Source organism: Microbacterium sp. F2E (genome assembly GCF_020905435.1).
In the GTDB taxonomy this organism is placed as follows: domain Bacteria; phylum Actinomycetota; class Actinomycetes; order Actinomycetales; family Microbacteriaceae; genus Microbacterium; species Microbacterium lacticum.
Genome location: NZ_JAJJIB010000003.1, coordinates 1 through 11851, shown reverse-complemented (window position 1 = coordinate 11851; position 11851 = coordinate 1). Strand labels below are relative to the sequence as shown.

The 11851-nt window shown below is 70.8% G+C and carries 12 protein-coding genes; 2 read left to right on the top strand and 10 right to left on the bottom strand.

What is annotated here, in order from left to right:
* Positions 1-66 precede the first annotated feature (66 nt).
* Entirely contained in the window at positions 67-1479 is a 1413-nt protein-coding gene (locus tag LOK55_RS03350; RefSeq protein ID WP_229934250.1) for an HNH endonuclease signature motif containing protein, read from the top strand.
* Positions 1480-1512: 33 nt separating this feature from the next.
* Here the strand turns inward: LOK55_RS03350 and LOK55_RS03345 are convergent, their stop codons facing one another.
* The 6 genes from LOK55_RS03345 to LOK55_RS03320 all read right to left on the bottom strand — a co-directional run bounded on the left by LOK55_RS03345 (position 1513) and on the right by LOK55_RS03320 (position 9276).
* The gene (locus LOK55_RS03345) at positions 1513-3075 is read right to left on the bottom strand and encodes a Rieske 2Fe-2S domain-containing protein (protein WP_229934249.1); all 1563 of its coding nucleotides are present in this window, start codon (positions 3073-3075) and stop codon (positions 1513-1515) included.
* A gap of 96 nt (positions 3076-3171) precedes the next feature.
* On the bottom strand, positions 3172-6498 hold the full coding sequence (locus LOK55_RS03340) for a DEAD/DEAH box helicase (RefSeq protein ID WP_229934248.1): 3327 nt from the start codon (positions 6496-6498) through the stop codon (positions 3172-3174).
* Between the two features lie 160 nt (positions 6499-6658).
* Complete coding sequence (gene nusB, locus LOK55_RS03335; RefSeq protein ID WP_141381271.1) at positions 6659-7069, bottom strand: transcription antitermination factor NusB; 411 nt, start codon at positions 7067-7069, stop codon at positions 6659-6661.
* An 18-nt stretch (positions 7070-7087) separates the two neighbouring features.
* On the bottom strand, positions 7088-7648 hold the full coding sequence (gene efp / locus LOK55_RS03330; RefSeq protein ID WP_141381272.1) for an elongation factor P: 561 nt from the start codon (positions 7646-7648) through the stop codon (positions 7088-7090).
* A gap of 97 nt (positions 7649-7745) precedes the next feature.
* Positions 7746-8597 (bottom strand): 3-hydroxyacyl-CoA dehydrogenase, encoded by an 852-nt coding sequence (locus LOK55_RS03325; RefSeq protein ID WP_229934247.1) that lies wholly within the window; start codon positions 8595-8597, stop codon positions 7746-7748.
* A complete protein-coding gene (locus tag LOK55_RS03320) occupies positions 8590-9276 on the bottom strand; it encodes a TetR/AcrR family transcriptional regulator (RefSeq protein WP_229934246.1) in 687 nt (228 codons plus the stop codon). The genes LOK55_RS03325 and LOK55_RS03320 overlap by 8 nt, the downstream gene beginning before the upstream one ends.
* A gap of 134 nt (positions 9277-9410) precedes the next feature.
* On the opposite strand from LOK55_RS03320, the gene LOK55_RS03315 reads away from it, so the two are divergent.
* On the top strand, positions 9411-9581 hold the full coding sequence (locus LOK55_RS03315; protein ID WP_229934245.1) for a hypothetical protein: 171 nt from the start codon (positions 9411-9413) through the stop codon (positions 9579-9581).
* A 156-nt stretch (positions 9582-9737) separates the two neighbouring features.
* On the opposite strand, the gene aroQ is transcribed toward LOK55_RS03315, so the two are convergent.
* The 4 genes from aroQ to LOK55_RS03300 all read right to left on the bottom strand — a co-directional run.
* Positions 9738-10196, bottom strand: a complete 459-nt coding sequence (gene aroQ, locus LOK55_RS03310) for a type II 3-dehydroquinate dehydratase (protein WP_141381275.1) — start codon at positions 10194-10196, stop codon at positions 9738-9740.
* Positions 10193-10768, bottom strand: coding sequence for a GNAT family N-acetyltransferase (locus LOK55_RS03305; RefSeq protein WP_229934244.1), 576 nt, complete (start codon positions 10766-10768; stop codon positions 10193-10195). The genes aroQ and LOK55_RS03305 overlap by 4 nt, the downstream gene beginning before the upstream one ends.
* The gene (locus tag LOK55_RS14205; protein ID WP_255314040.1) at positions 10765-10890 is read right to left on the bottom strand and encodes a hypothetical protein; all 126 of its coding nucleotides are present in this window, start codon (positions 10888-10890) and stop codon (positions 10765-10767) included. The genes LOK55_RS03305 and LOK55_RS14205 overlap by 4 nt, the downstream gene beginning before the upstream one ends.
* 136 nt (positions 10891-11026) lie before the next feature.
* Positions 11027-11851 (bottom strand): HNH endonuclease signature motif containing protein (locus LOK55_RS03300; RefSeq protein ID WP_229934243.1); only part of this gene is annotated, 825 nt, incomplete at its 5' end.

The following is an 11851-nucleotide window of genomic DNA, read 5'->3' as shown; positions in this document are numbered from 1 at the left end:
GTTATGACGCCCGATCAGCCTTTTTCGAACCTGGCAATGTCGGAGGTGCTCGGCAGAATTGGGGGTATGGACCTCCTCGCTCAGCCCCTCGCAGACCTGCGGTCGCAGGTCTCTGCGGTGGTGCGAGCGGCCTCTGCGGAGCGGGCGTTCGAGCGTGGCGCGGAGGCGGAGCTTGCCGGGCAGGTCGCGGTGATCGCCGAGGTCGGCCGCCTGATCGAGGCGCTCCTCATCGACGCGGTCGGTGAGGTGGCTCGCCGGTCGGAGAACGCGGTCCGCGACGAGCGGATGACTTCGCACTTCGGATGCCGCGACGTCACCGAGCTACTGCAAACGCTGACGCGGCAAGAATCGCGGTCTGTCGCTCGGCTGCAGCGCGCCGCGAAGGCCGTTCGCCCCGACATCTCGGTCATGACCGGCGAACTGCTCGAGGCACCGTTCCCGTCGGTGCGTGATGCGATGACCGACGGGGTGATCGGCGTCGATGGCATCCTCGCGATCACCGCTCCCCTGCAGCAGGCCGCATCACGGGTGAGCGCCGTGGCGAGGGCCGACGCGGCGGACATCGTGGTCGCCGAAGCGCGGGGCGAGGGCCCCGACGGTGCACCGCCCGCGTGCGCGGAACTGCTCCGCATTCACGCGCAGACGTGGTCGCTCGCCCTCGATCAGGACGGCGCCGAACCCCGCGAGCGCGTCGCCGAGCGCAAGCGGTCATTGGCCCTCGGTGCGCCGACGGCGAACGGCGTGCCCGTTCGGGGAACCTTGCTGCCCGAAGTAGCAGCGCAGCTGCAGACAATCTTCGACGCGCACCTCGCCCCCACCGTCGCGTTCGATGACCCGTTCGCCGTCGATGAGGACGGCGAGCTCCCGGCGCTCCCCGCCGTCGACGAGCGCACCCGGGCGCAGAAGCAGCACGATGCGTTCGCCGCCGCGCTCGGGGTTGCGGCCGCCAGCGGCTTGCTTCCTACGATCGGCGGTCACGCCCCGACGCTCGTCGTCTCGGTCGACGCGGAAGACCTCGCCGCGGGCACCGGCTACGCGCACGCGCAGGGCTGCGATCAGCCCGTCAGTATCGGCGTCGCGCGGCACCTTGCCTGCTCGGGAGTCATCCAGCGTGTCACCAGCCGCCCCGACGGGCGGATCGTCGCGATCGGTACGGAGGAGCGCGTCTTCAACCGCCACCAACGCCGCGCGATCGCCTTGCGAGACGGGGGGTGCATCATTCCGGGGTGCGGCGTGCCAGCCGGGTGGTGCGAGATCCACCACGTCACCGAACATGCTCGGGGTGGTCCGACGCACACCGACAACGGGGTGCTGCTGTGCTGGTACCACCACCGGTTCCTCGACCGGATCGGCTGGCAGATCCGCATGAACGCGGGGGTTCCCGAAGTGCAAGCTCCGCCCTGGCACGGCACCGACCGCCGCTGGCGCGCGGTCACCACCTCACGGGTGAGGCTGAAGAAGCGACTGCTCAGAACGTGATGGGCCCGGTGCACGGACGGCACCGAGAGCGCGTCAGGAGGCGGCGGACGCCGTCTCGATGACGCGCGACGCGCGGATCGGATGCCCGGGCGTCGTCAGGCACTGCCCCGACGCGAGGTCCCACTTCCAGTCGTGCAGGGCGCAGGTGAGCACGCCGTCCTCGATCTTTCCGGTCTTGGTCAGATCGGCGCGCAGGTGCGGGCAACGGCGCTGCACGGTCCAGCCGTCGATCTCGGCATCCTCGGTCTGATCCGACTGCTCGGCGTACCAGTTCTCGACGTACTCGATCCGGTCGCGCGAGAGGCACTTCAAGAACGTCGTGAGGAACTCGTTGAACTTGCCCGAGCGCCCCACCTCGAACTGCATCGACAGGAAGATCGAGTTCGACCAGTCGATCTCGTGATCGGCGATGTTCGTCGAGACGAGGTCTGCGGGGATCGTGTACCAGTAGATGCACTCCTCCCCCGCGTACTCGCGCACCTTCGCCTTCGGGAAGTCGACGATCATGTCGAGCTCGCCGATCCGGAACCGCACGTTGCCGCCGACCCCCATGCGGATCGTGCGCGCGCGGCGCAGCAGCGGCTCCCACCACCCCTTGATCGCGGCGAGCATCTCGGCGGGCGGCAAGACCTCTGCTCGGCGCGCGATCTCGGCGGTCACCTCGTCTTGGCGGGAATCGCGCTGGGATGCCAGGTAGTCCCACTTCTCGTCGAAGATGTGGTCGATCTCCTCGGGCGTGTAGAGCGTCTGCGTCACCGTCAGCGCGCCGCCGTCGAGGTCGACCTGCGTGCCGGGCACGAACTCGTACCCCTTCTGGGCGGGGCGCTCGGCACGCATGTGCGCGAGGAACTGACGCTGGTCGGTGAAGATCGAATCGTTCTCGAGGCCGAGCCCGTTGTAGCGGAACAGGTCGTCGCGCAGGAACATCGGCGGCCCCGCCATCGGGAAGACGTGCTCGGCATCCACCTTCTCGATGTAGTACATCGCGCGCTTGTTCTGCGCGTCGCGCTTCAGCTGCGCGAAGTTCTGCTTCGCCTCCTGCTCGAGGTCGTAGACCATCGGCCACCAGATCGCCCCGGAGACCTGCGTGAAGTACGCGTCGGGCTTCGAGAACGACAGCAGCTTCTCGAGGTCGAGCGGGTGCGAGTCGTTCTGGTTCAGGATCGACGCGGTGCCGTCGTCGACCGACAGCGACGAGTCGCCGATCGGGCCGTCGCTCGGGGCGCGCAGCGGCGTCACCATGATCTTCAGGCCGCCCGGATACTCGAGCACCTCGCCCGGCTGCGTGTAGACGATGTTCTCGTAGCCGAGGCCGCGGAGGTCGACCTCGAGGTCGTCGGTCGGATACGCGGGCAGCAGCACGCGGATGTCCTTCGGCACGTAGCGCTCGAGCAGCGCCGGATCGAAATGATCGCGGTGACGGTGCGAGATGTAGAGGAAGTCGGCAGCGCCGAACCGCTCCCAGTCGAGCCCGCGATTGTCGGGGAACGGGAACCACGAGCCGAAGAAGCTCGGGCCGATCACCGGGTCGCAGAGGATGGAGCCCCCCGTCGTCTCGATGAACATACCGGCGTGGCCGAGACCTGTGACGCGCATGCGGATCCTTCCCGTTCTCGGGCGTCGAGTCTACGCGTGCCCCGGCGGCCCTCCCTGGCGACCGGCCGGGAAAAGGCGCCGCCGGTCGGGCATCCGTCAGCCGTCGAGGAGGCCTCGGATGTCGTCGGCGGTGAGGCTCCGCGCCAGCGTGTCGTCGTCGCCGAGCACCGAGCGGAACAGACGCGCCTTGCGCTGCTGCAGGGCGACGACCTTCTCCTCGATCGTGCCCGCCGCGATCATCCGGTAGACGTTGACGGGCCGGGTCTGCCCGATCCGGTGGGTGCGGTCGATCGCCTGCGCCTCCGCGGCGGGATTCCACCACGGGTCGAGCAGGAACACGTAGTCGGCCTCGGTGAGCGTCAGCCCGAACCCACCCGCCTTCAGGCTGATGAGAAAGACCGGCGCCGTGCCCTGCCGGAACGCGTCGATCACCTCCGAGCGGCGGCGCGTCGACCCGTCGAGGTACTCGTAGCCGATGCCGTGGGCGTCGAGGTCGGCGCGCACGAGGTCGAGGTACGACGTGAACTGGCTGAACACGAGCGCCCGGTGCCCCTCCGCGATCAGCTCGCGCAGGCGCTCACGCAGAGCCTCGAGCTTCGACGACGGGATGCCGGGGTCACCGGCATCCACCAGCGCGGGCGCCAGGGCGAGCATGCGCAGGAGCGTCAGCGAGCGGAAGACGATGAAGCGGTTGCTGTCGAGGTCGGTGAGCAGCCGCAGCACCTTCTGCCGCTCGCGCTGCAGCACGGTGTCGTAGATCGCGCGGTGCGCCGGCGTCAGGTCGACGCGCAGCTCCTGCTCCTGCCGGGCGGGCAGGTCGGGGGCGACGAGCTCCTTCCCGCGCCGCAGCACGAACGGGCGCAGCCGCGTGCGCAGTCGCTCGAGGCGCCGTTCGCGGTAGGGCGCACCCTCCTCGTTCTCGGGCACCTTGCCCTGCTCGATGGGCTTGACGTACTCCTCGCGGAAGCGGCGGGGCGAGGCGAACAGCCCGGGGCAGGTGAGCGAGAGGATCGCCCACAGCTCGGTGAGCGAGTTCTCCAGCGGCGTGCCCGTGACGGCGAGCACCATGCTCGCCCGGAGCTCTTTCACCGCACGGTGCAGGCGCGTGCGCGGGTTCTTCACGAACTGCGCCTCGTCGAGCACGACGATCGCCCAGTCGACCGCGGCGAACGCCTGCTCGTCGAGCCGCAGCACGGTGTATGAGGTGACGACGACGTCGGCGTCGCCCGGAATCGGGCCGCCCTTGCCGGTGGTCGTGTCACGGACGGTCACCGCGAGACCGGGCGCGAAGCGGGATGCCTCGTCGCGCCAGGTGCCGAGCACGGAGGTCGGCGCGACGACGAGCACGGGGCGGCGCTCGCCGCCCTCGCGCGCGTGGGCGATGAGGGCGAGCACCTGCAGAGTCTTGCCGAGGCCCATGTCGTCGGCGAGGATGCCGCCGAGGCGGTGCCGCCACCACAGCGCGAGGCGGTCGAGGCCCTCCTGCTGATAGGGGCGCAGTTGTGCATGAAGACCCGCGGGCGGCGGCACCTCGGCCGGCGTGCCGGCGGAGCGGAGCTCGCGGGCGGCGGTGCGCCAGGCGACGGCGGGCACCGTCTCGTCGGCGAGGTCTTCGAAGTCTTCCCAGAGCGGCAGCTGGTAGCGGCTGATGATCGGGCCGGCCTCCCACTCGGCGAGCTCTGCCGCCTCGACGAGCAGATCGCGCAGTCGGTCGAGCGCGGGGTGCGCGAGCGAGAAGTACGACCCGTCGGCGAGCAGCATCTTCTTGTGCCGGAGGACGAGCGCCGTGAACAGGGGCCGGAACGGGATGCTGCGCCCGTCGATCTCGACGAGGAACCCGAGGTCGAACCAGTCCGGGTCATCCGTCTCGACGGTCTTCACCGTGATGCGCGGGTCGCCGAGGAGCTCGCGGTACTCGCGCCGCCGCCCGTGCGTCTCGACGCGCACGCCGGGGGTCTGCTCGAGGGCGACGAGGACGCCCGAGACGAACTCCGCGGCATCCAGTCCGGTGAGTGACGCGGCGGCGGCGAAGGAGAGCTCGGGCGCGCCCTCCCAGGCGCGCTGCACGGCGGCGCGGAGGTCGCTCTCGCGCTCGTCACCCTCGACGTGCGCGCCCCACGGCACACGAGTGACGCCCTCGCGCACCCATTCGAGCCGGTAGTCGACGGTGTCGCGGGCGCCGAATGCGACGGTCGCGACGAGCACGGTCGGCTCGGGCTCGGGCAGCACGAGCCCGGGAGGCAGGAGCACCGGACCGCTCCGCCGCAGACGCGGGTAGGCCTCCCGGGCGAACGCGGCGGTGTCGGCCTCGGGCACCTCGATGCCGCCGCCCGCATCGAGCAGGGCGCGGACGCCGTCGCCGAGGGCAACGGGCGCGAGAGTGAGACGGATGCCGGTGCCGTCGGCCTCGGCGAGGTAGAGCCCGGTCTCCCCCACCGGCCGCACCGCCGCCGGGTCGACGATCTCGCCGTCGACGGTGATCTCGGGGCGGAGGCGCAGGCCGCCCTCCGCCGACGGGGTGACCCGCACGGCGGTGGTCGCGGCATCGGCGATCCGCACCGTCTGCTTCTTCGCGGCCGAGACGAGGGCGACGCCGTCGTCCGCCGCCGCGCGCAGGTGGCTCCAGAGGAGCCCGGAGGTGGCGGTGTCGAGGCTCAGCCAGTCGGAGTCGTCGCGGAGCCCGGTCAGCAGCCGCGCGTCGTGGGCGATGCCGTAGAGCTCGATGAGCCAGCGGCGCTGGGCGGCGCGGAATCGTCCGGCATCGCGGCGGAGGAGATCCCAGGACACCTCCGCGCGCACCCAGGCGCCGGTCGTGCGGCTGCGGGTCAGCGGGCGGAGCCCCACGCTCAGCTCGGCGCGCTCGTCCTGCAGGTCGGCGACGGTCGCGGGCCGCATGCGACGGGGACCCCAGTGCGCGACCGCGGCCGATTCGCGAAGGCGAAGTTCGACACCGAGGGCGAGGTCGAGGGCGTCCTGGCGCGCGGGCGGCAGGAGCACGGACCGCCACGTCGGGGCACCACGGTCCGGGGCGGCGCCGAGTGGGAGGGCCGGCTGGACGGCGAGGGCGGGCTCCGCGGAGGAGGCGACCTGCGGCGGAACGGGCGCGGCGGCGGCGAGGTGGACCGCTCCGACGGTTTCGGCGTTGCTGCGCAGGAGCGTCGCGATGACGTGCTTGCACTCGCTCTGCATCGGGCACGAGCAGCGGCTCGCCGCGACACGCACCGCGCCCTCGGTGACGAGGGAGATCGAGGTGCGGTAGAGCTCGCGCCCCGACCCGGCGACGAGCCCCGAGATCGTGCGACGCGGGGCATCCCACACGACCCGGCGCACCGCACCGTCCCGCGCGTACGCGACGCCGCGTTCGTACGCATACCCGAAGGCCGCAGCGCGCACGGCGGCGTCGGGCACGAGGGGCGCGGTCATGGCATCCATCCTGCCTCGCCCCTCCGACAGACGCGGCACGCGGGACACGCGGGGCACGCAGGACTCACGGCACACGCGAGACGCGCACCCGACGGGCGCACGAGCTGACGCCCTCGCTGCGCCGGCGGACGCCGCGGGGTGTCGCCGAGCGGTGTCCAGCTCAGCCGGCGCGGGCGATGCGGGCGAGCACGCCGTGCACGAACGAGCCCGAGTCGTCGGTGGAGAACTCCTTGGCGAGTTCGACCGCCTCGTCGATCGCGACCGCGGTGGGCACCTCGTCGTTGTGCAGCAGCTCCCACACGCCGATCCGCAGGATCGCGCGGTCGACGGCGGGCATGCGCTCGAGCTTCCAGTCGCGGGCGTTCGTGACGATCTGCTCGTCGATCTCGTCGCGCGCGTCGATGACGCCGTCGACGATCTCGCGCGCGTACAGCCACGAGGCTTCGCGCGCGGGCTCGGCGGCGGCGCGTTTCGCCTCGGCGGCGAGTGTCACCGCGAGGTCGTCACCGCGCACGTCCGACTGGTAGAGGATGTCGAGGGCGCGTTTGCGCGCCTTGGAACGGGCACTCATGGGCGATCGCGCCGCGGATCAGTTGACGCGGCCGAGGTAGTCGCCCGTACGGGTGTCGACCTTGACCTTCGTGCCCTGCTCGACGAAGAGCGGCACCTGGATCTCGTAACCGGTCTCGACGGTCGCCGGCTTCGTGCCCGCCGACGAGCGGTCGCCCTGCAGGCCCGGCTCGGTGTAGGTGATCTCGAGCACGACCGAGGCGGGCATCTCGACGTAGAGCGGGTTCTCGTTGTTGAGCGCGATCTGCACCTGCTGGTTCTCGAGCAGGAAGTTCGCGGCGTCGCCGACGGTCGCCGCGCCCACCGAGAGCTGGTCGTAGTTGTCGACGTCCATGAACACGAAGCTGTCGCCGTCGTTGTACAGGTAGGTGAAGTCGCGGCGGTCGACGTTCTCGATCTCGACCTTCGCGCCGGCGTTGAACGTGCGGTCGACGACCTTGCCGGTGAGCACGTTCTTCAGCTTGGTGCGCACGAACGCGCCGCCCTTGCCGGGCTTGACGTGCTGGAACTCCACGACGCTCCAGAGCTGCCCGTCGATGGAGAGGACGACGCCGTTGCGGATGTCTGCGGTGGATGCCATGAGTGTGGAGTTCCGTTCGTGAGGTTCGAGGACGCGGCGTGCACGCGGGCAGGCGGCCGACAGTAGATCTTAGCCCACCCGCTGCACCGCGCTCCGATCAGGCGTAGGAGTAGAAGCCCTCGCCGGTGGCGACGCCCATCTTGCCCTTGTCGATGTAGTTCTCCTTGAGCCAGGCGGCGATCTCGAGATCACCCTCCGGGCCGTGGGTCAGGATGTTGTACGGGGTGTTCAGTCCGATGACGTCGAGGATCTGGAACGGTCCGAGCGGCGCTCCGGTCGCGATGCGCCACGTCCAGTCGATGTCCTCGACCTCGGCGTAGCCGCCGGCGGCGAGCCCCATCGCCGCGTTCAGCAGCGGCACGAGCAGGGTGTTGAGCACGTAGCCGGCCTTCTCCTTGTGGATCGGGATCGGTACCATGCCGATGTCACCGGCGAAGCGGACGACCTGGTCGAACACCTCGGGCGAGGTCTCCGGGGTCCCCATGATCTCGGCGGTGTTGAACTTCCACACCCGGTTGGCGAAGTGCAGCGCCAGGAAGCGGTCGGGCCGGCCGGTCGAGGCCGCCAGGTCGCTCGGCAGGAGCGTGGACGAGTTGGTCGCGAAGATCGTGTGCTCGGGGGCGAGCTTTCCGAGCTTCTCGTAGGTCGAGCGCTTGAGGTCGGCGATCTCCGGGATCGCCTCGATGACGAGGTCGGCCTGCGCGGCCTCGGCGAGATCGGAGGTGGTGGTGATGCGGGCCAGCGCCTCGTCCGCGCGGCCGCGGGCCCCGCCCGGCACCTCGACCCGGTAGGTCGCGACGAGCCGCGAGAACCGCTCCTTCGCCGCGTCGAGCGCCGCGTCGTCGATGTCGTACGCGATCACCGGGAAGCCGTGGTAGGCGGTCTGGAACGCGATCTGCGAGCCGAGAACGCCCGTGCCGAGCACGGCGACGGTGGTGATGTCACTCATGGTCTTCTCCTTCTGGCGGTGTACCGCCTTCGTGTGCACTTTCGTGCCGTCGCGGCGGGGTGGCCGCGTGCGTGTGGGCCTCGGTCCGCGCGCCGGCGATGATCTGCGCGATCTGCGCGCGCAGTCCGGCGGCGTCGTGGCCGAGCCCGAGGCTCGGCTGGACGAGGAAGATATGCGTCGCTGCGAAGATCGAGCGCGCGGCGACGCGAGCGGGGACGCCGGCAGCGTACGGCTCGATGGCCTCGGCGATGCGCGCCTCGAGGTCGTCGATGACGCACAGGCCCTCGCGGCGATAGCGGCCGATGCCGCTCGCGCCCCGGTCGCCGAACATGAGCTCGCGCTGGTAGATCGCCGTGTCAACCGGTGTGCGAGCGGCCGACTGCAGGAGCGGCTCCAGGAAGGCTGTGACCGCGTCGACGGGGTCGGTGCAGGATGCCGCGGTCCGCGCGCCCTCGTCGACGGCGGCCGCGATGCGCTCGTTGAACACGGCGAGCAGCAGTTCGGCCTTGCTGTCGGCGTAGCGGAACACCGTGCCGGCGGCGACGTCGGCGCGCTCGGCGATCTGCTGAGTGGTGACGCCGGCGTAGCCGTGCTCGTCGAACAGGTCGGCCGCCGCGCTCAGGATGCGCCGACTCTTGTCGGCCATGTTGCGCTCGCGCCGGGAAGTCGATGCGCTCACATAATGATTGTACTCATTATTGAGCGCATTCAGTCCGTTCTGGGTGCCTCGCGGTCAGGGCATCACGGCGGCGCTGAGATCGGATTCGCGGTACCAGGTGGCGACGTATGGCGGGTTCTGCGTGGCGAATCTCGGTGGGCGTCGGCGACGCCGTGGCGGAGTGCGTCGGCGAGGCGGACGCCGACGATGCGGGCGGCGCGCTCGACGAAGCGGCGGGGGTGTCGGTGCCGGAGGCGCAGGCGGCGAGGGTCAGGGTGACGACGAGGGCCGCCAGGGCGGCGAAGGGTGCGGAGACGGAGGAATGACGAGTGCGCATGGCGGCGACGGTACTCGCGCGCCGCGCGCGGCCGTGACTCCCTTGCGCATGGCTCGGGTCGGTGCGACGCGCAGGGCGATGGCGCGCGCTTCGGGGGTGCGGCGCGGCGTTGCCGGGGCGGCGGGCGGGGTGGGGCTCTGAGCGATCAGCCCTCGGCGCTGCCCGAGATGACGTCGAGGAGGAGGGTGGTCGCGCGGGCGTAGCCGGCGACGCCCTCGCCGGTGACGTGCACGACCGCGACGTCGGCGACGTAGGAGTGGTGACGGAACTTCTCGCGCTCGGCGACGTTGGAGATGTGCACTTCGGCGACCGGCAGCGCGACGCCGGCCAGTGCGTCGCGGAGCACTACCGAGGTGTGGGTGAGGCCGCCGGGGTTGATGACGATGCCCGCGCACGTGGTGCGGGCGTCGTGGATCGCGTCGAGGAGCACGCCCTCGTGGTTGCTCTGTACGGCGGTGACCTCGACCCCGCGCGCGGCGGCGGCATCCGTGACGATCCGCTCGACGTCGGCGAGCGTCTCGTGGCCGTAGATCTCGGGTTCGCGGATGCCGAGGAGGTTCAGGTTCGGCCCGTTGACGAGCAGGAGGCGGCGCGGAGTGCTCACGCGCCCACCCTAGCGTCGAGCGCGCGGCGCATCTCGATGTGGCGTCCGATCGCGCTCGGGACCGTGACGCCGGTCGGCGCGAAGCCAAGGCGTCGGTACGCGCGTTGCGCGCGCTCGTTCTCGGGGTGGACGTCGAGGGTGAGCGCCGATGCACCGCGCAGCGCTGCGAACTCCGCCGCGGCTTCGAAGAGTGAATCGAGGATGCCCACGCCGCGGTGCCGAGGATCGACGTAGACCGCAACGACGTCGGCCCGTCCGGCGCACACGGAGGGCATTTCACCCGCGCTCTCCGCGTGGCGGCCGGGCTCCGCATCGCCGTCTTCGCGCAGCAGCACGGCCGCCGTGCCAACCCAGTCGGACCCGGCAATCGCGACGAACTGCGCGGCGTTCTCGCCGATCGCCGAGCCTGCGGCGCGCTCCTGCCAGAACGCGTCCGTGCGGGCTCGCTCCTGCTCGAGGGTCGTCAGGAACGCGATCTCCGCGACGGGATCTGCGAGTGCCTGGAGGCGAAGTGCGCGGATCTCGCGCCACTCCTGCACGCGCACGCGCCGCACGACCGGGCCGTCGCTCACGCCCGCGCCTTCCGGCCGTGCGCGCGGGAGGCGATGCCCTTCGCGTTCCGAGTGCGCGCGCGGTGATGCTCCGCGGCGCACGGCTCGTTGACGATCAACTGGCAGGGCGGGTAGCTGCTCACGGCCCAACCCTAACGTCGGGCTCGCCTGAACTCCTCGGCTCGCTCCTCGGGTCAGATCGACAAACGCTCGCTACTCGGCGCGGCTGCACTCCGGGCTCGCCCGTCAGTCGAGTCGACCCGAGAAGCGAGCGAAGTGTCAGAACGGTGGTGGTTCGTCGACCGCGGTGGTGCCGATGGATGCCGGGGTGAACGCGACCGGTGGTGCGGGTGCGTCTTCGCGGTAGATCCGTCCGGTGGGTGAAGTCCATTCGAGGACCCCGCCGGGGAGTTGTCTGACCTTCCAGCGGGTGAACTGCTTCATCGAATGATGCCGCTGACACAAGTGAGCGAGGTTCCACAGCGCGGTGGGTCCGCCCTTGGCGGCGTCGATGGTGTGGTCGATCTCGCACCGGATCGCCGCACGCCGACACCCGGGGAACCGGCAATGCTGATCCCGCGCCCGCAGGAACCGGCGTTGCGGCCACGGCGTCCGATACCGGTCCACCGCGAGCACCGTCCCCTCCACCGGGTCGGTCAGAACCCGAGCCCACGAATGCGTGTTCCCCGCGAGGCAACGGGCGGTGTCCGCATCGATCGGGGAACGGCCGACGAGGTCCGCGGGACCGTCATCGACACCGAGGAGAGTGAGAGCGGGGACGATCACCTGCACCTGCGCACGAATCGCACCCAGCGAGCCTTGACCGTCACCGGTGGCAGTGGGATCGAGTGCCGGCGCCCCGGCAAGCAGCAGATCGGAGAACACGTCCGCGCGGACCTGATCGATCCGACGCCGATCAGGCTCGGAGTCACCCGCACCGGACGCGTCACCCGTACCATTTGCGCCGAACGCACTGCCCGCGTCGCCCGGCTCGCGGGAGTCGATCACGGTCTGCGCCTGCTGGGTGAGCCGGTCGAGGATCCCATCGGCGATCACCGTCGGCAGCGTTGCGATCAGATCCGACATCCCCGCGCTGCCCGGCAC